Source organism: Vagococcus fluvialis (assembly GCF_048815235.1).
Classification (GTDB): Bacteria; Bacillota; Bacilli; order Lactobacillales; family Vagococcaceae; genus Vagococcus.
The window spans coordinates 21,625-44,957 of record NZ_JBMEAO010000021.1 but is presented as its reverse complement, the minus strand read 5'-3'; the positions used below and the strand labels follow the sequence as shown (position 1 = coordinate 44,957).

General features: G+C 32.7%; 24 protein-coding genes. 17 read left to right on the top strand and 7 right to left on the bottom strand.

The annotated features are described in order from the left end of the window. The first annotated feature begins 4 nt into the window (after positions 1-4). Positions 5-1,078: an ABC transporter substrate-binding protein gene (locus tag ACODH8_RS12820; RefSeq protein ID WP_332466675.1), complete on the top strand. Its 1,074-nt coding sequence runs from the start codon at positions 5-7 to the stop codon at positions 1,076-1,078. Between the two features lie 22 nt (positions 1,079-1,100). Here ACODH8_RS12820 and ACODH8_RS12815 read toward each other — a convergent pair whose 3' ends face one another. Continuing rightward, on the bottom strand, positions 1,101-2,192 hold the full coding sequence (locus ACODH8_RS12815) for a DUF916 and DUF3324 domain-containing protein (protein ID WP_332466676.1): 1,092 nt from the start codon (positions 2,190-2,192) through the stop codon (positions 1,101-1,103). Positions 2,193-2,411: 219 nt separating this feature from the next. On the opposite strand from ACODH8_RS12815, the gene ispE reads away from it, so the two are divergent. From ispE to ACODH8_RS12785, 6 genes are all read left to right on the top strand, one after another. Then, entirely contained in the window at positions 2,412-3,269 is an 858-nt protein-coding gene (ispE, locus tag ACODH8_RS12810; protein ID WP_332466677.1) for a 4-(cytidine 5'-diphospho)-2-C-methyl-D-erythritol kinase, read from the top strand. Positions 3,270-3,397: 128 nt separating this feature from the next. After that, on the top strand, positions 3,398-4,078 hold the full coding sequence (locus tag ACODH8_RS12805) for a metal ABC transporter ATP-binding protein (RefSeq protein ID WP_332466678.1): 681 nt from the start codon (positions 3,398-3,400) through the stop codon (positions 4,076-4,078). Continuing rightward, complete coding sequence (locus ACODH8_RS12800) at positions 4,051-4,872, top strand: metal ABC transporter permease (RefSeq protein WP_332466679.1); 822 nt, start codon at positions 4,051-4,053, stop codon at positions 4,870-4,872. The genes ACODH8_RS12805 and ACODH8_RS12800 overlap by 28 nt, the downstream gene beginning before the upstream one ends. Before the next feature lie 123 nt (positions 4,873-4,995). Beyond that, the gene (purR, locus tag ACODH8_RS12795) at positions 4,996-5,823 is read left to right on the top strand and encodes a pur operon repressor (RefSeq protein WP_332466680.1); all 828 of its coding nucleotides are present in this window, start codon (positions 4,996-4,998) and stop codon (positions 5,821-5,823) included. Between the two features lie 103 nt (positions 5,824-5,926). Then, entirely contained in the window at positions 5,927-7,300 is a 1,374-nt protein-coding gene (glmU, locus tag ACODH8_RS12790; RefSeq protein ID WP_332466681.1) for a bifunctional UDP-N-acetylglucosamine diphosphorylase/glucosamine-1-phosphate N-acetyltransferase GlmU, read from the top strand. 94 nt (positions 7,301-7,394) lie between these two features. Then, a complete protein-coding gene (locus tag ACODH8_RS12785) occupies positions 7,395-8,363 on the top strand; it encodes a ribose-phosphate diphosphokinase (protein ID WP_332466682.1) in 969 nt (322 codons plus the stop codon). A gap of 16 nt (positions 8,364-8,379) precedes the next feature. Here ACODH8_RS12785 and mscL read toward each other — a convergent pair whose 3' ends face one another. After that, entirely contained in the window at positions 8,380-8,820 is a 441-nt protein-coding gene (gene mscL, locus ACODH8_RS12780) for a large conductance mechanosensitive channel protein MscL (protein WP_332466683.1), read from the bottom strand. Between the two features lie 269 nt (positions 8,821-9,089). Here mscL and yfmF point away from each other — a divergent pair, with 269 nt between their 5' ends. From yfmF to ACODH8_RS12750, 6 genes are all read left to right on the top strand, one after another. Beyond that, on the top strand, positions 9,090-10,358 hold the full coding sequence (gene yfmF, locus ACODH8_RS12775; protein WP_332466684.1) for an EF-P 5-aminopentanol modification-associated protein YfmF: 1,269 nt from the start codon (positions 9,090-9,092) through the stop codon (positions 10,356-10,358). Continuing rightward, a complete protein-coding gene (yfmH, locus tag ACODH8_RS12770; RefSeq protein WP_420517758.1) occupies positions 10,358-11,653 on the top strand; it encodes an EF-P 5-aminopentanol modification-associated protein YfmH in 1,296 nt (431 codons plus the stop codon). The genes yfmF and yfmH overlap by 1 nt, the downstream gene beginning before the upstream one ends. Before the next feature lie 2 nt (positions 11,654-11,655). Further along, positions 11,656-12,381: an elongation factor P 5-aminopentanone reductase gene (ymfI, locus tag ACODH8_RS12765; protein ID WP_332466686.1), complete on the top strand. Its 726-nt coding sequence runs from the start codon at positions 11,656-11,658 to the stop codon at positions 12,379-12,381. Between the two features lie 17 nt (positions 12,382-12,398). Next, positions 12,399-13,319 (top strand): helix-turn-helix domain-containing protein, encoded by a 921-nt coding sequence (locus tag ACODH8_RS12760; RefSeq protein ID WP_332466687.1) that lies wholly within the window; start codon positions 12,399-12,401, stop codon positions 13,317-13,319. Between the two features lies 1 nt (position 13,320). Continuing rightward, on the top strand, positions 13,321-13,899 hold the full coding sequence (pgsA, locus tag ACODH8_RS12755) for a CDP-diacylglycerol--glycerol-3-phosphate 3-phosphatidyltransferase (protein WP_332466688.1): 579 nt from the start codon (positions 13,321-13,323) through the stop codon (positions 13,897-13,899). An 88-nt stretch (positions 13,900-13,987) separates the two neighbouring features. Then, complete coding sequence (locus tag ACODH8_RS12750) at positions 13,988-14,521, top strand: HdeD family acid-resistance protein (RefSeq protein WP_332466689.1); 534 nt, start codon at positions 13,988-13,990, stop codon at positions 14,519-14,521. 42 nt (positions 14,522-14,563) lie between these two features. Here the strand turns inward: ACODH8_RS12750 and ACODH8_RS12745 are convergent, their stop codons facing one another. Together ACODH8_RS12745 and ACODH8_RS12740 are read right to left on the bottom strand one after the other, a co-directional pair. Then, positions 14,564-15,637, bottom strand: coding sequence for an AI-2E family transporter (locus ACODH8_RS12745; RefSeq protein WP_332466690.1), 1,074 nt, complete (start codon positions 15,635-15,637; stop codon positions 14,564-14,566). An 84-nt stretch (positions 15,638-15,721) separates the two neighbouring features. Then, the gene (locus ACODH8_RS12740; protein ID WP_332466691.1) at positions 15,722-16,252 is read right to left on the bottom strand and encodes a hypothetical protein; all 531 of its coding nucleotides are present in this window, start codon (positions 16,250-16,252) and stop codon (positions 15,722-15,724) included. A 106-nt stretch (positions 16,253-16,358) separates the two neighbouring features. On the opposite strand from ACODH8_RS12740, the gene ACODH8_RS12735 reads away from it, so the two are divergent. Both ACODH8_RS12735 and ACODH8_RS12730 read left to right on the top strand, forming a co-directional pair. Beyond that, positions 16,359-16,895 carry a dihydrofolate reductase family protein gene (locus tag ACODH8_RS12735; RefSeq protein ID WP_332466692.1) on the top strand — a complete coding sequence of 179 codons (537 nt, stop codon included), beginning with the start codon at positions 16,359-16,361 and terminating at the stop codon, positions 16,893-16,895. 281 nt (positions 16,896-17,176) lie between these two features. Next, positions 17,177-18,673 (top strand): ATP-binding cassette domain-containing protein, encoded by a 1,497-nt coding sequence (locus ACODH8_RS12730; protein ID WP_332466693.1) that lies wholly within the window; start codon positions 17,177-17,179, stop codon positions 18,671-18,673. Between the two features lie 45 nt (positions 18,674-18,718). On the opposite strand, the gene ACODH8_RS12725 is transcribed toward ACODH8_RS12730, so the two are convergent. From ACODH8_RS12725 to ACODH8_RS12715, 3 genes are all read right to left on the bottom strand, one after another. After that, positions 18,719-19,672, bottom strand: a complete 954-nt coding sequence (locus ACODH8_RS12725; protein ID WP_332466694.1) for a LacI family DNA-binding transcriptional regulator — start codon at positions 19,670-19,672, stop codon at positions 18,719-18,721. Positions 19,673-19,693: 21 nt separating this feature from the next. Beyond that, entirely contained in the window at positions 19,694-20,494 is an 801-nt protein-coding gene (locus tag ACODH8_RS12720; RefSeq protein WP_332466695.1) for an HAD family hydrolase, read from the bottom strand. A gap of 62 nt (positions 20,495-20,556) precedes the next feature. Beyond that, positions 20,557-20,862, bottom strand: coding sequence for a hypothetical protein (locus ACODH8_RS12715; RefSeq protein WP_332466696.1), 306 nt, complete (start codon positions 20,860-20,862; stop codon positions 20,557-20,559). Between the two features lie 106 nt (positions 20,863-20,968). On the opposite strand from ACODH8_RS12715, the gene ACODH8_RS12710 reads away from it, so the two are divergent. Both ACODH8_RS12710 and lepB read left to right on the top strand, forming a co-directional pair. Then, complete coding sequence (locus ACODH8_RS12710; RefSeq protein ID WP_332466697.1) at positions 20,969-22,615, top strand: MutS-related protein; 1,647 nt, start codon at positions 20,969-20,971, stop codon at positions 22,613-22,615. An 80-nt stretch (positions 22,616-22,695) separates the two neighbouring features. Further along, complete coding sequence (gene lepB / locus ACODH8_RS12705; RefSeq protein WP_332466698.1) at positions 22,696-23,247, top strand: signal peptidase I; 552 nt, start codon at positions 22,696-22,698, stop codon at positions 23,245-23,247. The last annotated feature ends 86 nt before the right edge of the window (positions 23,248-23,333 follow it).

Here is a 23,333-nt window from a genome sequence, read left to right as displayed (position 1 = left end):
TATGATGAAAAAATTAAATTCTTTAATCATTGGCATCATCGCTCTTATTCTAGGTTTAACGGTTGTTGCTTTCAATCTTGAAAAAAGCTCTGGAAAAGCAGGCGCTAAAGTCATAACTATTTATAATTGGGGGGATTACATTGACCCAGCCCTCCTTAAAAAATTTGAAAAAGAGTATGGTTACAAAGTTATTTATGAAACATTCGATTCCAATGAAGCTATGATTACTAAAATCGAACAAGGTGGAACGGCGTATGATATCGCTATTCCCAGTGAGTATATGATTCAAAAAATGATGAAACAAGACCTACTATTAAAACTAGACCATAATAAAATAAAGGGATTAGAAAACATTGATTCTCAATTTTTAGACATTGACTTTGATCCAGGTAATCAATATTCCATTCCATATTTTTGGGGTACTTTAGGTATTATCTATAATGATAAGTTTGTAGATGAAAAAAACATGCAACATTGGGACGATTTATGGGCTCCTGAGTTAAAAAATAATGTTATGTTAATTGATGGCGCTCGTGAAGTTATTGGATTAACTTTAAACAGTGACGGTCATTCCTTAAACAGTAAAAATGATGATGAACTAGCTGCTGTTTCTAAAAAATTAACTGGTTTAACAAAAAATGTCAAAGCCATTGTGGCTGATGAAATCAAAATGTATATGATTAATGAGGAAAGTGCTGCTGCAGTGACTTTTTCTGGAGAAGCAAGTGAGATGTTAGATAATAACGAACATCTTCATTACGTCATTCCTGAAGAAGGTTCGAATCTTTGGTTTGATAATATCGTTATTCCTAAAACAGCTAAAAATATTGATGGAGCTTATGATTTTATCAACTTTATGTTAGAACCTGAAAATGCTGCTGCTAACGCTGAATATATTGGGTACTCAACACCAAATAAAAAAGCTAAAGCTATTCTGCCAAAAGAAATCACCGAAGATGAGCAGTTTTATCCAAATGAGGAAACGATGGCTAACTTAGAAGTTTATGAAGACTTAGGTTCAAAATATTTAGAAGTCTATAATGACCGCTTTTTAGAATTTAAAATGTATCGCAAATAAAAAGAACAGAGTGATTTTTTAATCACTTTGTTCTTTTCTTTTTAGATGATCTTTTTCTGCCCTTTTTATGAGACTTGCCTTTTTTACGCTTGCTCGTTTTCTTTTTCTTTTTTCGTTGACTCACTAAACTAGCAACTAAAGCCAGTAACAATAATAAGCCTCCCAAACCAATTACATAAAGATAGGTTTTATCTTCTTCTTCCAAACCAACAGCCGTTTTATTAAATTTTTTTGCTTCTTTTTTATCAATTTTAAAGTCTTTTGCTAGCTCCCATTTCTGACCGCTTCTTTTAGATTCAGCCACTAATTTATATGTATACTCACCTTCGTTGAATTTTTGGTTTTTTAAGCTAGTTTCAAGTTCAAAACTAGAATTAGGTGCCATACGATAGTTATCAACTTTACTTTGATACAACGTTTCAGTATTACCTTTTTTGGTTACTTTTGCTTCATAACTAATTTCTTCAATAAACTGCGCTTCCTTATTTTGAATGTTGGCTTTTATCATATTTTTTCCATTTACTTGACTAGGAAATACTTCTAATAACTCTAATTCCCCTAAAACCTCTTTATCTGATTCAGTAACATTTAAAGCAACCGTATAAACAACACTGTTGTCTTTTTCTTCTTTCTCATTTGCTTTTCCTAAAACTTCAGTTGATCTTACAGCACCTGCTACCACACCGTCAAACCCTTCATCAGGTGTTTTGATATTAATTTTAACGACTTCTTTAGCATTTCCTTTAACAACTACTTTATCTTGCACTGTCGCTATGTCTGTTAGAGCTAGCTTTAATGTTTCATTGCGTTCGTTTTTAGAGTCTAAATTTTCATACGCTATTAATCCAAAATTATCTGTCTTAGCATTCGTTAATTCAAGTTGTATCTCTTTATCTTCCTTAGATGAGTTAGTTAATTCCAATTCAACGGTCTGTTCTTCTTTCGGCTTCATTTTTAAATCGTAATGCATGACATCTTTATTTTTTTGATTTTTTGGTAGTATTGCCCTAACTGTAACACTCGACTTTTCTTCGGAGAAAACTGTCACTGGAAAAATTAAACACATAACACTTATAGCTATCAAAATTCCTAATATGGATTTCTTTTTTTTCATAAAATTATCCTCCCTCTATCTATAAAAACGTCTTCATTTCAAATTGTTTCTTTTATTATAGCTTATTTCTTAGTTATACTCGCTCTTTTCCTAACAAATTTTATACGACAATAAAAATAAGAATGAGCAATCTTATAAAAATACACATTCAACAATTTAAAAACTCTATTTTTTCATGTATAATCAAAGAAATAACACTTTAGCAAGGAGACGACGCCCATGGAAATCATCGAACGAGCCCCTGCGAAAATCAATTTAGGTCTAGATGTATTATATAAAAGAGAAGATGGCTACCATGAGCTTGAAATGATAATGGCCAGTATTGACTTAGCTGATCGCTTAAGTTTCAAAAAAATACCAGACAATAAAATTGTAATCGAAACAAATAGTGGTTTTTTACCGACTGACCGTAAAAATAATATTTTTCAAGCTGTTGAAGCTATGCAAAAAAAGTATGATTTTAACGAAGGTGTTCATGTGACACTTCAAAAGAATATTCCAGTTGCTGCAGGTCTTGGTGGCGGTAGTAGTGATGCTGCAGCTACATTTAGAGGGATTAATCGCTTATTTAATTTAAATGCTAGCATCGAAGATATGACAAAATTAGCTATTCCAATAGGAACCGATATTCCATTTTGTCTAAAAGGTGAAACAGCACTTGTAACTGGTCTTGGTGAAATTGTAATGCCTCTGAATAGACCCATGCCACAATGTTGGGTTGTTTTAGTCAAGCCAAAGATTAGTGTCTCTACACCTCGTGTTTTTTCAAAAATTGATGTTGAGACTTTACCACATCCCGATATATCTTCTTTAAAAAAGAGTATAGAACAAAATGATTACGCTGAAATGACTAAATACTTAGGTAACTCGCTAGAAGCGTACACCACTACAAAATTTCCGATTGTACAAATGATTAAGGACAAAATGATTGATTTTGGAGCTGATGCTGCTGTTATGAGTGGTAGTGGTCCAACTGTCCTTGCTCTTTGTGAGAAACACTCAAGAGCACTTCATATTGCGAACTCACTAAAAGGTTTTTGCCAAGAAGTCTATGTTGTTAGAACTTTAAATCGTTAAAAAAGAACTTCCCACAAAATCGGAAGTTCTTTTTCTTGCCTTCTTTTATATATCATGTTATTCTTCTACTTGTCCAAAACGTAACGATTACATTTTATATAAAAATAACTCAAGAAAGGATTCTTAAAATGAATTACATAAATGTTAAAAACTTGAGTTTCTATTACGGAGAAGAACCAGTCCTTCAAGATATATCCTATCATGTTGATCCTGGTGAATTCGTTATATTAACTGGAGAAAACGGTGCGGCTAAATCCACCCTTATCCGAAATACTTTAGGTTTATTAAAACCTGCTAAAGGCGAAGTAACTATTGCAACGCACAATACAGATGGTTCACCTTTAAAAATTGGCTATAGCCCTCAACAAATCGCTTCATTCAATGCTGGCTTTCCAAGTACTGTCTTAGAGTTAGTTCAGTCTGGCCGATTTACTAATGGCAAGTGGTTTAAACGCTTATCAAAAACAGATCATGAACACGTTGAAAAAGCGCTGAAATCCGTTAGTATGTGGGAAATGCGACACAAACGAGTAGGTGAATTGTCAGGTGGGCAAAAACAACGTATTTGTCTTGCTAGAATTTTTGCTTCTGATCCTGATTTATTCATCTTAGATGAACCCACTACTGGAATGGATGAAAAATCTCGTCGTGATTTTTATAAATTATTACGTCATGCTTCTCACGTTCATAACAAAGCTATTTTAATGATTACTCACGATCACGAAGATATTAAAGAATATATGGATCGTCATATTCAACTTGTTAGAAAGGAGGACACTGAATGGAGATGTTTTCATATGAATTCATGATAAGAGCTTTAATAGCTGCTTCTTTTATGGCTGTTATAGCACCTCTTCTTGGCGTTTTCTTAGTCTTAAGAAGACAATCTTTATTAGCAGATACTTTATCTCATGTTTCTTTAGCCGGTATTGCGCTAGGATTTTTTATTAATATGAATCCAACTATAACAACTCTGGTGGTTGTTATTATATCTGCTGTTGCTCTTGAGTACATCAGAAAGCTTTACAGCTCATATTCTGAAGTCTCTACAGCCGTTTTAATGTCTGGTGGACTAGCTGTTGCCCTTGTTTTAATGAATCTTAACAAAGGCGAAAACAGTATGAATATTCAGCAATATTTATTTGGTTCTATTATTACAATCAATTGGGCACAAGTAAAAGTCTTAGGGGTATTAATGGTAGCTATCGTTATTTTATTTGCCTTTTTAAGAAGACCTATGTATGTGTTAACCTTTGACGAAGATACTGCTCATGTTGATGGGCTGCCTGTTAATCTATTATCGACTTTATTTAATGTTATGACTGGTGTTGCCATTACACTTATGATTCCTATTGCTGGTGCTCTACTTGTTTCAGCGATTATGATTTTACCAGGAACCATTTCTATGAAAATCGGGCGTACCTTTAATCAAGTTATTTTTATTAGTATTATAGTTGGCTTTATTGGAATGATTTCTGGATTAATAGGTTCTTATCAATTAGACACCCCACCTGGAGCAACTATTACACTTATATTTATTTTCTTATTTATAATAGTTAATTTAATTGAATCTGTTAAAAAAAGAAGAAAAAGAAAGGGATAAACTTTCTTTTTCTTCTTTTATTTGCGAACATTTTTATTTTTTTTTCAAAAATACTTTGTTTTTAACCTAAAACATACTATAATAGTCTGTATTACTTTAATTATTAAAAAGGAGTTATAACGTATGAAGATAAAAAGAAGTGAACGTTTAATTGATATGACTGCTTATATTTTAAATAACCCCCACAAGCTCACTCCTTTAACTTATTTTGTGAATCGCTATGAATCAGCTAAATCATCTATTAGTGAAGACTTAACTATTATTAAAAAAACTTTTAAAGATCGAGGTTTCGGAACTCTTGAAACCATGGCTGGTGCTGCTGGTGGCGTAATTTTCACACCTGAAATTCCATTTGAATCAGCAAGATTAATGGTTAACGAGTTATGTGAGCGTTTATCTGAACAGGATCGTTTATTACCTGGTGGCTATGTTTACCTATCAGATTTATTAGGTGACCCTCAGCTATTAAAACAAATTGGTCAAATTATTTCTTCCCAATATGTGGGAAAAGAAATTGATGCTGTCATGACAGTTGCCACAAAAGGTGTGCCAATTGCTCAAGCTGTCTCTTACTACCTTAACGTACCATTTGTAATTGTTCGTCGCGACTCAAAAATTACAGAAGGTTCAACAGTTAGTGTTAATTACGTGTCAGGAAGTTCTGAACGAATTGAAAAAATGGAATTATCTAAACGTAGCTTAAAACGTGGTTCTCGTGTTTTAGTTGTGGATGATTTCATGAAAGGTGGCGGAACAGTTAATGGTATGAAAGCTTTGATTGAAGAATTTGAGGCTGAATTAGTCGGCGTAACTGTTTTTGCTGAATCAACTTTTAGTGGTCGTCGCATGATTGACGATTATACATCTTTACTTTGTGTTAAAGATGTTGATACGAGAACAAAAAATATCACTGTAGTTCCTGGAAACTATTTTGAACCCGAACAACCATAAATTGGTATAGTCTTATAAACAATGGAAAGAGCTTGATACAATAGCTCTTTTTTTGTTACAATGAATCGAAACCTCAGACACCTTTAAGGAGTGGAAATAGATAATGAAAAATCGTTACGCAATTATTTTAGCCGCAGGTAAAGGCTCACGTATGAAATCATCTTTATATAAAGTACTTCATCCAGTAGCAGGAAAACCTATGGTGGAACATGTCATCGAACAAGTTGAAGCAATCAATGTTAATGACATTGTGACAATTGTTGGCTTTGGTGCAGAAATGGTCAAAGAACAATTAGGTGAGCGTTCAAAGTATGCCCTTCAAACAGAACAACTTGGTACAGGACACGCTGTTTTAGCAACTTCTGATTTATTACAAGATAAAACAGGTACTACTTTAGTTATTTGTGGAGATACTCCCCTTCTAACTGCTGACACCCTTTCTGAACTAATGAATCATCACGAAGAAACAGGAGCTAAAGCAACTATTTTATCAGCTATTGCTCATGACGCTTCTGGTTACGGCCGAATCGTTAGAAATGAATCTGGCTTAGTTGAAAAAATTGTTGAACACAAAGATGCTTCTGAAACAGAACTTACAATCAAAGAATTTAACACTGGTACTTATTGTTTTGATAATAAATTTTTATTTGAATCATTAAAACAAGTGGGGAATGATAATGCACAAGGTGAATACTATTTACCTGATGTTATCAGTATTTTAAAACAACAAGGTGAAATTGTAACTGCTTATGTAATGGATTCAGAAGAAGAATCAATGGGAATTAATGACCGTGTTGCTTTAGCTAAAGCTAGCCAACTAATGACTGCACGTATTAACGAACAACACATGCGCAATGGGGTAACTTTTGTTGATCCTAGCACAACTTACATCGAAAGTGATGTTGTCATTGGACAAGATACAACTATTGAACCTGGAGTTGTTTTACGTGGAAAAACAACTATTGGCGATAATTGTTTTATTAGTGCTAATTCTGACATTAGAGACAGTCAAATTGGTAACAATGTTATTATCAAGTCTTCTACTTTAAATCAGGCTATCGTAAAAGATGGAGCAGATGTTGGACCTTACGCTCATTTAAGACCAAATGCTGAAATTTTAGAAAATGCTCATATTGGTAACTTTGTTGAAATTAAAAAAGCCATCATTGGAGAAGGTTCAAAAGTTGGACATTTAACTTATGTGGGAGATGCAACGTTAGGAAAAGATATTAATGTTGGTTGTGGTACTGTTTTTGTTAATTATGATGGAAAAAATAAATTCCATACAATTATTGAAGATCATGCCTTTATCGGCAGCGGTACCAATTTAGTGGGACCTGTAACTATCGGGCGTAACTCAGCTGTTGCTGCCGGCTCTACCATTACGAAAGATGTCCCTGAAGATGCCTTAGGGATTGCTCGCGGGCGACAATCAAATTTAGAGGGTTATGCTAAAAAAATGCCATATAACGAATAAAATAAGCTCAAATCACTTGATTTATTCGGTAAAAATGACTAGTATTTAGTTGGAAGTATAATCACAAGTTCAAAACTAGAAAGCGGAGGTCCTCATGTCTAATCATTACTTTGATCCAAGACTAAAAATCTTTTCATTAAACTCAAACAAACCACTTGCACAAAAAATTGCAGATGCTGTTGGAGTAGAATTAGGAAAGTCTGAAGTAAAACAATTCAGCGACGGTGAAATCCAAATCAATATCGAGCAAAGTATTCGTGGTGGTCACGTTTACTTGATCCAATCAACAAGTAACCCTGTTAACGACCACTTAATGGAATTATTAATTATGATTGACGCGTTAAAACGTGCTAGTGCGAAAACAATTAACGTTGTTATCCCTTATTACGGATACGCTCGTCAAGATCGTAAAGCTCGTTCACGTGAGCCGATTACATCAAAATTAGTAGCAGATATGCTTGAAAAAGCTGGCGCTACTCGTATTTTAGCTCTTGATCTTCATGCAGCTCAAATTCAAGGATTCTTTGATATTCCTGTTGACCATTTAATGGCTGCACCTTTATTAGCTGATTACTTTATGGATCATGGCTACGAAGGAGACGATGTTGTTGTTGTTTCTCCAGATCACGGTGGTGTAACACGTGCTCGTAAATTAGCTGAAATCTTAAAATCACCGATTGCTATTATTGACAAACGCCGTCCAAAAGCAAACGTTGCTGAAGTAATGAACATTATTGGGGAAGTTAAAGGTAAAAAATGTGTCTTAATCGATGACATGATTGATACTGCTGGTACGATTACATTAGCAGCTGAAGCTCTTAAAGAAAAAGGAGCTACAGAAGTTGTTGCTTGTTGTACTCACCCAGTTTTATCAGGACCTGCAATTGAGCGTATTGATAACTCTTCAATTGAAAAATTAATCATCACAGACTCTATCCTTTTACCTGAAGATAAACATTCAGACAAAATCGAGATTGTTAGTGTTGGCGAATTAATGGGAGATGCTATTAAACGTATCCACGAAAACAAACCAGTTAGTCCTCTTTTTGAGTCTAAAAAATAATAAAAAAACCATCTGATTACTCGTCAGATGGTTTTTTATTTTGCTCAACTAATAATTGGCGAATATCTTTTAGAATCTCTTCTTGTGTTTCTGGTAACTCAATGACTGGTTCTTCTTCTACTTCTTCCCCTTTTTTAGGAACAATTCTATTAGCGTTATTAACAGCTTTAATAATCATAAATAAAACAAATGCGGTAATCAAGAAAGTAATAACTGCTGAAATAACTAAACCATAATTAAAAACGACTCCATTAAGACTAAAAGACAAATTCTTTGTCACATCATCTACATCTGTTGAGCCAGGGAAAATAAAACTAATAACTAAACCAATTAACGGTGTAATCAAATTGGTTGTAAGTGATGTCACAATTGCTGTAAAAGCCCCTCCGATAATAACCCCGACTGCTAGATCAAGAACGTTACCTCGCATAATAAAATCCTTAAATTCTTTTAACATAAAATCAACCCCTTTTTAATAATACTTTTATTATACATAACTATTTAAAAAAGTTCCTATTTAGACTCTCTTTATACCTTTAAACATCCTTTAATTGAATAATTTTTAAAAATTTCCTTCTCTATTCATTAATTCTTTCTTAAACTTGATTTTTTTATCTGAAATTCTAGCGTTTTCCTATCAAATCGACTCAATTTTTGGTACTCTAAGGGGTGTATCTTATTTAAAAATAAAAGATACCTATCTGATCAACAAAGGAGATTAGATTTATGAAATATGAATTAAATCAAAATGTAAACTTACATGTTATTCCAACTAATAAATATAAAACGGTCCGAATTTTAGTTCGTTTTTCTGCACCGTTATCAACTGAAACTAATAGCAAACGAGCTCTTTTAGCTAGTCTAATGGAAACTAATACTTTAAATTACCCTGACCAAACAAGTTTAAGTAAAAAACTCTCTGACCTTTATGGGGCCAGTTTTGGTATAGGTGTTAGCCGAAATGGAAATGAACATTACTTTACTCTAGGGATGAATATTATTAATGACCAACTGGTTCCAAATGGTATTTCTGTTTTAGATGAAGCTGTTTCATTTTTAAAAGATGTCATTTTTGAACCTCACATTATTGACGGAGTCTTTGAAAAAGAGACATTTGAAAGGGAAAAAGAAAATTTAATTGAGTACATTCACTCAATTTTTGATGACAAACAAACACATGCTTCACTTTCACTACAGAACCTATTTTTCTCTCGCTCAAATAGCCAAAAAACACCAAGTTTTGGTACGGTTGAAGCGATTGAGAGAGAATCTGCACTCTCTATTGCCAACTACTATGGACAAATGATTGCCCAAGATAAAATTGATATTATGGTAATTGGTGATGTGGCAGAAGGCTATGTTGCTAGATGTTTTAATGATTTTGGTTTTAAGGATCGTTCTTACCAACAAGAATCTTTGTTTTACACACAACCATTACAAAATGTTATCCAACAAAAAACAGAACAATTACCAGTTGTTCAATCTAAATTAAACTTAGCCTATCATTGTGATATTTATTATTACGATGAGCTTTATTTTGCCCTAATGATTTTTAATGGCTTATTCGGTGGCTTTCCTCACTCTAAGCTCTTTTTAAATGTTAGAGAAAAGCATAGCCTAGCTTATTACGCTAGTAGCTCTATCGAACCTTTCAGAGGTTTATTGACTGTGCAAACAGGAATTGATGGCAAAAATAGAGAAAAAGTCTTACGTCTTGTTAATGAACAATTAAAAGAACTAGCAACAGGAAAAGTTGCTGAAGAAGACTTAGAACAAACAAAAATTATGTTAATCAATCAATTTTTATTAAGTTTAGATAATCAGCGTTCAGTTTTAGAACAAACATTCCTTAAAATAAAAGCCCCTCAAGCTGATATTTCTCAAGAAGAATGGATTAATCGCATTAACGCTGTCACAATTGATGATATTAAATCTGTTGCTAAACGCGTTAAATTACAAGCTGTCTACTTTATGGAAGGAGAAAAAGAGCAATGATGAAAAAAATTTTTTACCCTTCGATTAATGAGACAATTTATACTGGGGTTTTAGATAATGGACTAGAGATTACACTCTTACCTAAACCGGATTTTCATAAAACTTATGGCCTGTTTACAACTAATTACGGCTCTATTGATAATGAATTTATTCCCTTAGGACAAGATGAATTTACACAAGTTCCTGATGGTATCGCTCATTTTCTAGAGCATAAACTCTTTGAAAAAGAGGATGAAGATGTTTTCCAACGTTTTGGTAAACAAGGAGCTTCTAGTAACGCTTTTACTAGTTTTACGCGTACAAGTTACCTCTTCTCTTCAACAGACAATACCTTAAAAAATATTGAAACTTTAATTGATTTTGTTCAAGATCCCTATTTTACAGAGGAATCTGTTAATAAAGAAAAAGGAATTATTGCTCAAGAAATTAGAATGTATCAAGATGACCCAAATTGGCGTCTGTTTTTTGGTATTTTAAATAATTTATATCCTAAGCACCCTCTCCACATTGATATTGCTGGTACCGAAGAAAGTATTGATAAAATTACGGCCGAAGATCTATATCTTTGCTACAACACTTTCTATCACCCAAGTAATATGAACTTATTTATTGTGGGAAAAATGGAACCTGAAACATTAATGACTTTTATTAAAAATAACCAAGATAGCAAAAAGTTTGTCCAAAGTCAGCCGATTGAGCGTAGGTTCCCTGTTGAATCAACTAAAGATATTATCAAAGAAAGTAGTATCGAGCTATCTATTAATCGACCGAAAGCTATTATTGGCCTTAAAGGCTTAGATACGATTCCAGAAGACGGCTTCGAGTGTTTGAAATATCAAACAAGTATTCAGCTATTATTACAACTTCTTTTCGGGGATACCTCTGAAAGTTATTTAGAGATGTATAATGACGGTTTAATCGATGATTCATTTTCATATGACTTCACCCTAGACCGAAGTTTCCATTTTGCTGATTTCAGTTCAGATACTAACGAACCTGAAAGATTTGCTAATCAAATGATTAACTTAATCTTAAAATCAAAAGATAGTCCTGAACTAACTGAAAAGAACTTAAATTTAGCTAAACGAAAAATGATGGGTAAACATTTACAATCACTTGATTCGTTGGAGTATATTGCTAATCAATTCAGTAGTATGAAATTTGGGGATACAACACTCTTTGACTTGGCTGAAGTCATTGATAGTATTGAATTAAAAGACTTACTTGCTGTTCATGAGGCTTTCATTCGACCAGAAGGACTTAGTCGCTTTTTTATCTACCCTAAAAAACGATGACTATGAAATTTATTCTGATAACAGGTGCTAGTGGCGATATTGGTACAGCTTGTGCGATTAAATTAGCAGAAGCTGGCTACTCTTTGTATTGTCACTATTATCAAAACGAAAGTAAAATAACTTCACTAGTCAATCAATTAATAAATGATTTTCCAAATCAAGAATTTTTAGCCATACAAGCTGATTTATCTCAAGAAGAAGGGGTTGATACTGTCTTCACCTCTCTTTTTCAACTAGATGGCATTATTTTTGCTCATGGAGATACTCTATATGATTTGTTTACTGACCACTCTTCTCAAGAACTAGATAATATGTGGCATACACATTTAAAATCACCTATGAGAATTTGTCAAAAGTGCCAATCGAAACTTAGTCACTGTCAAAGTGGCCGAATCATTTTTATCAGCTCAATCTATGGATTAGTCGGAAGCTCTATGGAAGTGTTATATAGTACTTTAAAAGGAGGGCAAATTGCATTTGCTAATGCCTTATCTAAAGAAGTTGCTTCTTTAGGAATTACTGTAAACACCATTGCTCCAGGAGCTGTTAATACACGTATGAATCAAGATTGGACTGAACCTGAAAAAAACGAACTACTTGAAAGCATCCCTTTAAATAGAATGGCTGACCCAGCAGAAATAGCTAGTTTGGCATGCTTTTTACTAAGCAGTGAAGCAAGCTACATAACTGGCGTTACTTTACCTGTAACAGGTGGATGGAAAATTTAGAAAGAAGGAGCAATACATTGGAAACCATTGGGGAAAAACTGAAAAATGCCCGTATTGAACGAGGATTAACAATTGGTGATTTACAAAAAATAACCAAAATACAACGACGTTACTTAGAAGCCATTGAAGAAAATGACTTTGATGCTATGCCTAGTGACTATTACAAAAGAACTTTTATTAGACAATTTGCTGAAGCGGTCGGATTAAACCCTAGACCCTTATTAAGACGCCTTGATGGTAAGCCTGAAGAAGAAGATTTATCTAGTACAACGGCTCTTAGTATTCCTGTTAAAGGCTCTCGTAAATCAAAGTACAATGAAACAAACACTAAAAAATCGATGATTGCTGCATACGTTCCTGTTGTCTTATTAGTTTTATTAGTTGGAGCAATTATTGGAACTATTATTTGGGCTATTATGTTGGATGCCGAAAAAGGCCCTATCGTTCCTACTCCGAATAAAACAACTGTCATAGGCTCTCAAGAAAGTCAAACAAAAACCTCTGACACAAATGTCAAAGAAACGGAATCAACTGATAAAGAAGAAGACAAGAAAAAAGAAAAAACAAAAGATAATATTACTCTAGTATCTGATGATGGTGAGTTTGTTAGTTTTAAAGTAGCTGATTGGGAAAAACCAATGAAGATTGCCTTCAAAGGCTTAGACAACGCTGCCTGGATTGGCTTACAAACAACTGACACCCAAGAATTATTTTACCAATACACGATTCAACCTCAAGAAGAATTAGAAACATTCATTCCTGATGAATTAGAGAGTTTTAGTATTGTTGTTGGCGCTTCTAAAAATGTTACCATCTCAATTAACGGAGAAGAAATTAAATTTAACGAAAAAACTCCCGTTGAAGGCAAAAAAATGATAACATTAGAAAAAGGAACTGTTGATACTAAAACAATCGAAGAGAAAGAGGAAGAAAATTAAAATGAATTTACCAAATCAATTAACCGTGTTACGTATTTTTATGATTCCTATCTTCATGATTGTTGCCCTAGTACCTTTAAACTGGGGAACAATTGATGTTGTAGGAACTAGCTTAGAGGTTAGTCAATTAGTCGCTGCTATTATTTTTGCTATTGCTAGTATTACTGACTGGTTAGATGGAAAAATTGCTAGAAAACATAATCTTGTTACTAATTTCGGGAAATTTGCCGATCCTTTAGCGGATAAAATGCTTGTTATGACTGCCTTTATTGTGCTTGTTGAGCAAGGAAAAGCTGCTGCTTGGATTGTTGCCATTATCGTTTGTCGTGAACTTGCTGTAACTGGTTTACGTTTATTATTAGTGGAAGATGGAGAAGTAATGGCTGCTGCTTGGCCTGGTAAAATAAAAACAGCCACACAAATGGTTGCTATTATTTTATTACTAATCAACAATATTCCTTTTGCAGGAATGAATTTCCCATTAGATCAAATCATGTTATACACATGCTTAATCTTCACTATTTACTCTGGTGTTGATTATTTTGCAAAAAATAAACATGTTTTTAAAGGTTCTATGTAAAAATCAAGAGTTCGCTCTTGATTTTTTCTTTATTTAAGATTAAATTTAGATAAAGATACATACTTTATTTTCGGAAGGAATGATTTATATGACATCTGTTTTTAAATCTATACAAAAGTATGCCGTACTCAGAAGTATCGCATTTATTTTACTTGGTGTTTACGTAATGCTAAAACCATCAGAAGCAACTGATCTTGTTTTATACGCTATTATTGCTTATAACGTTTTAATGGGGATTATCAATTTAATTAGTGGTATCAGACATAAAGTCAATGGCTACAACCCAACTATTGGAATTGCTGTTTTTTATTTTATCGCAGCGTTACTGATATTCCTTTTAACAAAACCTTTATTCCATATGATTGTTATCCTAGTGGGGATTGCTTTCATTATTAACGGTTCAATGCGTATTATTCAATCATTTGATTTAAAACAATATGTAAATGTTAATTGGTTACCATTGTTAATCTACGGTGTCTTTTTAATTGGTACGGGTATTTTCTTAGTACTAAATTCTTCTTCAACGACGCTGTTCTTCTTTAGAACGTTTGGTATTTTATTAGCTATTTCTGGTATTTCAGAACTTATTTCTTACATTCGATTAAAAAATATTCATGAATAAAAAAATAACCTATTGTATCGAGTAGATACAATAGGTTATTTTTTATTCTTCTTTTTTCTCTTTAGGACCAACAATACCTGGTATTGCCGGTATACTAGGCTTTTTATGCTCTACTCTGACTTCTAATAAATCTAGTAGGAATACGAATACTGGAATCCCAATAACAAGTCCCCAAATACCAAAGAATTTCTCTGAGAACATCAAGATAATGAATACATAAAATACAGGTAAATCTGTTTTACTGCTCATTAACTTAGGATTTAAGGCATATGACTCAATAGCATGAATCACAGTAATCATAATTAAAACGTACACAACATCTTGTACGCCACCTATTGTATAAGCAATTAGACTAAGCGGGACACAAGATATAATTACGCCTGCTACTGGAATTAAACTTAAAATAAATATCATTAAAGCTAAACTTAATAATTGTTCTTGTGGAAACTTCATTAGAAACAGTCCAATAGTTGTTAAACTTGTATTGACTAAAGCGATAATAAACTGTGCTTCAATAACAACTCCAAACGTATTAACAAATTTTTTCCCTAAGTAACCTACATCTCTACTATAAATGCCAATTTTACTATTATAAAATGCTCTCGCAAAATTTGTTACCCACTCTTGCTCGATAATAAAGAAAAAACTTAACAAGAATGATAAGAAGAATGTCAGCCCCATAGAACCAATACTTGTAATAGTGCTAAATAATACTTTAGCTCCTGTTGTTAGTTGTTGTTTGACATCATTGAAATTAATATTAGTCATTAACCATTCAAACAAACTATTATCTGTATTTAATTTCTGATAAAAGGCAAATACTTCCTCAATCATTTTGATAGTTTGAATAAACATTTTCGGTACATATACTGTGATTGCAAAATACAAGAAGATTAAAATAATTAAATACACTGCTAGGGTGACGATTTTTTTAGGTATTTTGGTTACTTTATTAATCCCCTCTACCCCTCTAATAATTAAATAAGTCATTATAAAGGTTAATAAAATTAAACTCAGTATATTTCGAATTAAATAAAGAATAAGACATACTGAAATTAATACTAGTGTTCGACGAATAGCATCATTCGCTTTTAATTTACCCCACAACTCTATCATAACGCCACACAACCTCTCAAATTCCGCTTACAAAAACGGGATGATAATCATATTCTACGATAAAAATTAATTAAAAGATAGTTTTTACCAAAAATCCTCCCCTAAACTTCCAGAGACCAATTGTTCATAATAATCATCTAACTTTTCTGGTGTTATTGATGTATTTTGTCTTTTGTTCCAATTATCAATAGTCATAATTGTTTCAACTAAAAAATCTGCTAACAATGTTTTAGGCAACTTGTTATTTGCTGTCACTTCTAGTTCATTTAATATATCTGCTGTCATTTGTTTAACCAAAAATGCTGTTGCTGCTTCATTGAATACTTCATCATTTAACTGCTTAGAAAATAACTCTCTACCTTTAGAGTACTCATAAAACTCTGTTGCAGTTTGAAAAGGTATTGTCATTCTTGATTTCTTTTCTGTGTCAAAATAGTCTTTCCAAAGAATTCCTAATCCATATTCTAGCAAGTCGTATTTATCTTTAAAATGGCGATAAAAAGTTGAACGATGAAATTCTCCTTTTTTACAAATATCTTTTATCCGAATATCTTTAAAAAAGCTATTTGTTTCATTTAATAATTCATACAAAGCACTCCATATATCAGGTTTCATTTATTTTTATCCCTACCTTTCCCAAATGAGACATTTTGAATTTTTGTCTCTTAACAAGAGTATTTCTTTATTATACACTGATTATATAAACAAGGAGGACTAACTTATGACTCGTAAAATTATTTTATTTATCGCTACAAGTTTGGACGGCTTTATTGCCGACACACAAGGAAATATTGATTGGCTTTATGAGAATTCAATAGATTCAGATAAAGACACAGCTTATGACGATTTTTACACTTCTGTTGATACCGTTATCATGGGTCGCACCACGTATGATCAAGTAACTACTAGCCTATCTCCAGATTATTACCCTTATGCTGATAGTCAAAGCTACATTATGACAACACAAGGAAACAAAACAATTGAAAATATTACTTTTACAAATGAAAATTTGATAGAGTTGGTGACTACTCTTAAAAAACAAGACGGAAAAAATGTGTTCATTGTTGGTGGTGCTAGTATTGTTAAACCTCTTATGGAAAACAACTTAATTGATGGATATCAGTTAGCTATCATCCCTACAGTTCTTGGGTCTGGAATCCCTCTTTTCACAACAAAAAAACAACTTAAACTAAAAGCAACATCAGCTAAAGTTGTTAATAATATTGTTTATCATACTTATGAAAAAATTGACAATTAAAATTGATAGGTTTATACTTCATTTATTAAACTAACTGTAAAGGGGGACACCGAATTGAACACTGCTTTATTTAATAGACTAATTCTAATAAATAAACGGTGAGTTCGTGTACCCTATTTTTGTATAAATTTCGTTTTATTTTTTGATAAAACGACGTTATTTCGCACTCCTGTATCTTTATAGGAGTGCTTTTTTTGTTGCTAAAAATCGAAAGGAGGTTGGCTTAATTGTTAGAAGAAGACGTTGAACCTACCTAAAAATTTATGAAAAGGTGATATAAAATGATGAAATTAACAAATATTTCTTTAATGGAAGAAAAAACAGGCCGTTATTTAGTTGAGAATCTATCTCTGACTATCAATGACACCACTAAATTAGCGATTATTGGTGAGGAAGGTAACGGTAAATCAAGTCTGTTACAAGTCATTCGAAATAAGCAAGAATTGATTCCCTATCTGCATGTTTCTGGGGATATCAAGAGCTCCTATCAATCTATTGGTTATCTCAATCAATCTCTCGTTGAAGAGCAAGAAGATTTAATCGTTGCAGATTTATTTGAAAACGTTGAATGGGATGAGATACTAACTAACGCTATGGCTGCCTTTCAAATAGATAATTTATATAGTGAACAACTTTATAAGGAGCTTTCAGGTGGCGAACAATTAAAATATCAAATTTTAGCGACTCTTGCTAAAAATCCAGACCTGTTATTATTAGATGAGCCGACTAATAATTTAGATATTGCCGGTATTCAGTGGTTAGAGGATTTTTTATTAAACTTATCTATTCCTGTTATCTTTGTTTCTCATGATGAAGCTTTTATTCAAAAAATAGCCAACACACTTTTACATTTAGAATTAACTAAAAGAAACCAAGTACCACTTCATACTATCTCATTTGATGACTTTTTTACCTACCGAGAAAAGAGAATCAAAGGTATCAACACGCATAATCAATTAGTCAAAAATGAAAATAGAGCACTGAAAAAACAAGAGGATAAACTTCAACAAGTTTGGAATAAAGCAGAACATCAGCACACACAAGTTGCCCGAGCTGATCCTAGATTACAAAAGAAAATAAAAGCTCTGAAACAACAAAAAGAAAAATTAGTGCAACAAAAAGAACAAGTGATGGATTTAAGAACAATTGATGAAGAACCAACTTTTTTCTTTGCACCTGTTAATTCACCTAAGAAAAGACAATTAATTGTTGATTTGGAACTAGATGAATTACGCAATGATAAAGGACTATTAGCTGAAAATATTCATCTACCACTTTTTACAGAAGATAAAATTATTATTACTGGTGAAAATGGTATTGGAAAATCTACACTTTTAACTAAACTATATCCTATGCTAAATGATAAAGTTAATTATCACGTTGGTTATATGCCACAAAAATACGAAGAAGTTATGGACACCACATTGGATGTTATCACTTTACTTAACACAACTAAAGACAATCAAGAGCAACGCATTAGAACCTTGTTAGCTAACCTTAACTTTACTCGTGAAGAAATGATTCATCCTATGAATGAACTAAGTGGCGGACAACAGGCAAAAGTTTTACTGGTTAAATTGATGTTAGAAGAAAATGATATTTTAGTCTTAGATGAGCCAACACGTAATCTTAGCCCTTTAACGAACCAAGTCTTCTACGACGCTCTAAGTCACTACCAAGGGACTATTATCGCTATTTCTCATGATCGTAAATTCATTGATTCTCTCACTAACAAACAAGTTTATGAATTAACTAAAAATGGCTTATTTGAAAAATAATAAAAAATGAGAGGTCGACTAGTCTGTCGATCTCTCATTCTATGTTTAACTTACTTGCTCCCTTAAAATAAATCGCGATGGGACACTTACTTGTTCAATACCATTTTCTTTTAAAACTAATTCAAATGCTTTTTTACCAATTTCTAAAAACTGATAATCAATTGTAGATATTGACATTAACTGACTACTTAATTGATTTTCTTGGCCTACTAAGTAAGGCATTTTTAACTGATAATCTAAATAGAATTGTCTAGCTCCTGCAACAATATCGTCTCCATTTGAAAAAATGACTTCAATTGCTACACCCTCTTCATGCCATTCCTTAGCTTTTTGATAACCATCTTTATAAGTTGCGACACCTGTTTTCACTCTATTACTTTCTGGTTCTTGATTAAAAATAGTTCGATAGGCACCTAGTGTTTCTTTACTTGTCGCGCTAATCTTTTCTTCTCGACTTAGAAAAAAACCTATCTGTTTATACTTATTGTCTCTCAACCACTTCAATGAACTGTTTAACGCGATACTTCTTTCTGAGTATACTGCTGAAATATTTACGCCATAAGGTTTTTCGCAACAGACAATCGGACCATATTTTTGATACTTAGCAAGCGTTTCTAAAGGTAAACCATGAGAGGTAAAAATTAAGCCATCAAAAGCACGACTTCTTAATTGCTCCAAATAACCTCTCTCTCTTTTCTCTTCGTATGCAGAGGGTAAGATGACAAGATGATAATCGGTTAAAAATGACGCATTGATTGCTCCTGTTAAAATATCTGTAAAAAACGGGTGCTTCGTATGCGGTAATACAATTCCTATGTTAAGAGTTTTTCCTCGACTTAAATCTCGAGCAATATCACTGGGAACATAGTCTAATTCTTTAATCGCTCTTCTGATTGCCTCTTCTGCTTCTTTTGACACATGATTTTTTTGATTAAGAACACGGGAAACAGTAGAAGCTGAGTAACCACTCATTCGAGCGATATCATGTATTGTTGGCATCTTTTTCACCTCCATCTTTCCTTAAAAAAAAGTGTTCATTCCATAACTAACACCATTTTCAGTATTCCTTTTAGTGACGTACTTACCATGAGCTTTGACTTCATCGGATGCATTTTCCATTACCACTGGATGCCCTACTTTTTTTAGCATCGGGATATCATTGTGACCATCTCCAAAAGCAGCAACTTCTTCTTTTTTCAACTGATAATGATCTAAAATAAAATCTATGCCTCTTGACTTCTGAGCCTCACAGTCGGTAATTTCCAATGTAAACTTGCTAGATTGGACAATTGATAACTCTTTAATCTCTAAAGAATTAAGAAATTCTGCTACTCTAATCATTTCAATTTCATCAAAAATCCAAAGCATGATTTTAAAAATTTTGACTGGTTTTCTTTTAAAAAATTCATTTCTATCTACTAATTGAGGCGTTTGACTTCCAATACTTGCTTCTATTTTTATTCCTTCATCTAAGGAACATGTGTACCAATTCGCATCATCATAAAAACTAAACCCTAAATGAGGGTAATAAGTTTGAATTAACATAATCATTTTTTCAGCCAAATCCCACTGAAGATAGTGTTCTGATACAATCTCGTGACCATCTTTTTTGGGTAAATAAATGAGGCCACCATTAAATGCGACTTGAGGTGACTCTAATCCTAATTTTGATACAATAGGAGCCATGTCTTTTGGTGTTCTTGCAGAAACTAAAGTAAAAGGAATACCTTTATCTTTTATAGTTTGCTCTGTTTCTTGTGTAATTTGACCAGATTCATTTAATAATGTGCCATCTAAATCTGAAAATATATGTTTAATCATTTAAAAATCGCTCCTAGTATTTTTCTTAACTATAGCGACTAAAACCGGTTTTAGGTCAAGAATTATTTATCTGCTACGTACTTCTGCAATACTTCTCTTTCATCTGAACTTAATAAGCTAAAATCTGTCATTAATTCTGCGAGTCTTTCTTCTGTAATCCCTGTCAATTCTGTACCAGAAGTTGAGTATCTTTCTTCTGCTGCAATGAGTAATAAAATATCATCTAATTCATCCAGTGTTAAACTATCTGCTACACTTGCTTCCAAATTAACAATTTCTATAACACTCTCACGACTTAACATTTTTCCTAATCCTGCTGCGATTTGTTTAATTTGCCTTAGTATCCAATCTTTTTCTTCATAACTCATTCAAATCAACTCCTTTTATATAAGTATAGAACAATCCTCTTATTCTGACAAACAGACTCTATTTGTCTATGATACAATTAAAAAAAAGACTTAGGAGGAGGATTTTATGAGTGAACAATTAATGATGAGTTTATTCATTTTAGGTATCATTCTATTTATTATCGTAACTGACTACATAAATAGGTTAAAATTAAAACAACAAATTAAAGCCGATTGGGGAAATCTTCCTCGGTCTCTACCAAAAGATTCAGAAGATAGTTTGTTCAAAGCCTATCAGCTGAATCAAAAAAAGAAACAAATAGTTATCGATCAAACAACATGGAATGATTTGGATTTATTTTTATGCTTTAAGCGTATGAACCTAACTTATTCTAGTATTGGTTCCGAAGCTCTTTACAACACTTTACGACAATATAACTTAAATAATGATGACCTAGATAAATTGGAATCTCTCATTTCATTTTTTGAGACCCATCCTAAAGAAAGAGAGCAAACCTCTTTTTTATTTGCTAGAATTGGGAAAAAAGATTTTAACTATGCTCAAATTTATTTAAGTGAACAAACAACAAAACCTTTAGATAATCATTTTTTATATATTTTTTTAGGTGTCCTACCTATTATTAGTTTTTTTAGTGCTTTCTTTATTGGAGCTCCTGGCTTGATTGTTGCTATTATAGGTCTGTGCATTAATACCATCCTTTACTTAGTAAAAAAAGGACAACTTGAAATTGAACTGAACGCTATGAATTATCTTGTTCAAAGCCTTTCTTTAAGTAATCTATTAAGCAAAAAAGAAACACCTTTAAAAAATGATTTTTATGCACACGTGAAGCATTTTAAATCCGCTTTAATATTAGGTTTTGCTTTTCGCGTCAAAAGCGGGAGTGAATCTGAACTCTTTATTGAGATGTTAAGTGCTGCCTTTTTACTTCCTTTTATTTCCTTTGGGATTTTATCAAAAAGAATTACATCCTATAATAAAGAAGCAAATATTCTTTGGGATTTAATGGGACAACTAGAAGTTGCCATTGCGGTTCTAAATTTTAGAACCGTTTATCAAGACAATTGGTGCCATCCTAATTTTTCTGACTCTGGCATAACAGCGACTGCTGTCATTCATCCTTTACTTAATGAGCCTGTTCCAAATCCTATTAATTGGCATAAAAGTACTTTAATTACTGGTTCAAACGCCTCTGGAAAATCTACCTATGTTAGGTCTGTAGCAATTAATGCTCTTTTTGCTCAAACAATTAATACAACGTTAGCAACTTCTTTCGATCTTAGACGAGGACAGATTATCTCCTCTATGGGTGTTCAAGATAGCGTTATTGATGGGGATAGTTATTTTATCGCAGAATTAAAATCCTTATATCGTTTAATTGAAATCGTTCAAAAAGATATTTTTTGTTACTCTTTCATTGATGAGATTTTAAAAGGAACTAATACGATTGAACGAATTGCAGCTTCTTCTAGCGTTATTCGTTGGTTAACAAAACAAAATCAATTAGCTTTTATTGCCACTCATGATATTGAACTTCCACAAATTCTTCAAAAAGAGTGTGATAATATCCACTTTGCAGAATTTGTTACGAAAGAAGATGGTGTCACATTTGATTATTTATTAAAATCAGGTGTGGCAACTTCACGAAATGCGATTAATTTAATAGATAGCATGGGCTTTCCTGATTCCATTATTCAAGAAGCATTTAGTGAAGCTACCTTTTTTGATCAAAATAAAAAATGGAATATTTAGTGACTATTTTATGAAAATTAGCACCCTTTTCGCTAATTTTCATCTTTTTATGCTACTATATGTGACAGAAGGTGATAAAAATGAAAGCAATATTTAAAGATTTAGTTTGGTTTGCAACTGTTTTAATTTTACTAGTGGGTGTGAGAATTTTCGTTGCTTCACCTATTAAAGTTCAAGGTGAATCCATGATGCCAACCCTAGTAGATGGAGAAAAAGCGATTGCTTATAAATTAGGCGATGTTAAGCGTTTCGATGTTGTGCCTTTAGTAGCACCCGATGATCCGTCGCTTAATTATGTTAAACGCGTAATCGGATTACCTGGTGACACAGTTAGTTACAAATCTGATCAGCTTTATATTAACGGTGAACCTTTACCAGAAGAGTATTTAACAGAATATAAAAATGAATGGCATGCAGCAGGAAACAACGCTCCCTTAACACCTGATTTTACATTGGGTGAGTTAACAGGTCATGAAACGGTTCCTGAAAACACTTATTTTGTATTAGGTGATAATCGCCAAGTTTCTAAAGACAGTCGGTATCCAGAAGTTGGTTTTATTCCAAAAGATAATATTATTGGAAAAGCGAAAGTAACCATTTGGCCACCTAGTGAGTGGGGAATAATAGAATAAAAAATAGATGTCGCTGAATCTAGCGGCATCTATTTTTTTGTTTCTAATACTGTTTAGTAAATAAACAATGTTATACTTAATACAAT

Excerpts from the sequence above, each read along its gene's own strand:
- ACODH8_RS12820 (WP_332466675.1), top strand. The coding sequence starts at position 5 with ATGAAAAAATTAAATTCTTTAATCATTGGCATCATCGCTCTTATTCTA.
- ACODH8_RS12815 (WP_332466676.1), bottom strand. The coding sequence starts at position 2,192 with ATGAAAAAAAAGAAATCCATATTAGGAATTTTGATAGCTATAAGTGTT.
- ispE (WP_332466677.1), top strand. The coding sequence starts at position 2,412 with ATGGAAATCATCGAACGAGCCCCTGCGAAAATCAATTTAGGTCTAGAT.
- ACODH8_RS12805 (WP_332466678.1), top strand. The coding sequence starts at position 3,398 with ATGAATTACATAAATGTTAAAAACTTGAGTTTCTATTACGGAGAAGAA.
- ACODH8_RS12800 (WP_332466679.1), top strand. The coding sequence starts at position 4,051 with ATGGAGATGTTTTCATATGAATTCATGATAAGAGCTTTAATAGCTGCT.
- purR (WP_332466680.1), top strand. The coding sequence starts at position 4,996 with ATGAAGATAAAAAGAAGTGAACGTTTAATTGATATGACTGCTTATATT.
- glmU (WP_332466681.1), top strand. The coding sequence starts at position 5,927 with ATGAAAAATCGTTACGCAATTATTTTAGCCGCAGGTAAAGGCTCACGT.
- ACODH8_RS12785 (WP_332466682.1), top strand. The coding sequence starts at position 7,395 with ATGTCTAATCATTACTTTGATCCAAGACTAAAAATCTTTTCATTAAAC.
- mscL (WP_332466683.1), bottom strand. The coding sequence starts at position 8,820 with ATGTTAAAAGAATTTAAGGATTTTATTATGCGAGGTAACGTTCTTGAT.
- yfmF (WP_332466684.1), top strand. The coding sequence starts at position 9,090 with ATGAAATATGAATTAAATCAAAATGTAAACTTACATGTTATTCCAACT.
- yfmH (WP_420517758.1), top strand. The coding sequence starts at position 10,358 with ATGAAAAAAATTTTTTACCCTTCGATTAATGAGACAATTTATACTGGG.
- ymfI (WP_332466686.1), top strand. The coding sequence starts at position 11,656 with ATGAAATTTATTCTGATAACAGGTGCTAGTGGCGATATTGGTACAGCT.
- pgsA (WP_332466688.1), top strand. The coding sequence starts at position 13,321 with ATGAATTTACCAAATCAATTAACCGTGTTACGTATTTTTATGATTCCT.
- ACODH8_RS12750 (WP_332466689.1), top strand. The coding sequence starts at position 13,988 with ATGACATCTGTTTTTAAATCTATACAAAAGTATGCCGTACTCAGAAGT.
- ACODH8_RS12745 (WP_332466690.1), bottom strand. The coding sequence starts at position 15,637 with ATGATAGAGTTGTGGGGTAAATTAAAAGCGAATGATGCTATTCGTCGA.
- ACODH8_RS12740 (WP_332466691.1), bottom strand. The coding sequence starts at position 16,252 with ATGAAACCTGATATATGGAGTGCTTTGTATGAATTATTAAATGAAACA.
- ACODH8_RS12735 (WP_332466692.1), top strand. The coding sequence starts at position 16,359 with ATGACTCGTAAAATTATTTTATTTATCGCTACAAGTTTGGACGGCTTT.
- ACODH8_RS12730 (WP_332466693.1), top strand. The coding sequence starts at position 17,177 with ATGATGAAATTAACAAATATTTCTTTAATGGAAGAAAAAACAGGCCGT.
- ACODH8_RS12725 (WP_332466694.1), bottom strand. The coding sequence starts at position 19,672 with ATGCCAACAATACATGATATCGCTCGAATGAGTGGTTACTCAGCTTCT.
- ACODH8_RS12720 (WP_332466695.1), bottom strand. The coding sequence starts at position 20,494 with ATGATTAAACATATATTTTCAGATTTAGATGGCACATTATTAAATGAA.
- ACODH8_RS12715 (WP_332466696.1), bottom strand. The coding sequence starts at position 20,862 with ATGAGTTATGAAGAAAAAGATTGGATACTAAGGCAAATTAAACAAATC.
- ACODH8_RS12710 (WP_332466697.1), top strand. The coding sequence starts at position 20,969 with ATGAGTGAACAATTAATGATGAGTTTATTCATTTTAGGTATCATTCTA.
- lepB (WP_332466698.1), top strand. The coding sequence starts at position 22,696 with ATGAAAGCAATATTTAAAGATTTAGTTTGGTTTGCAACTGTTTTAATT.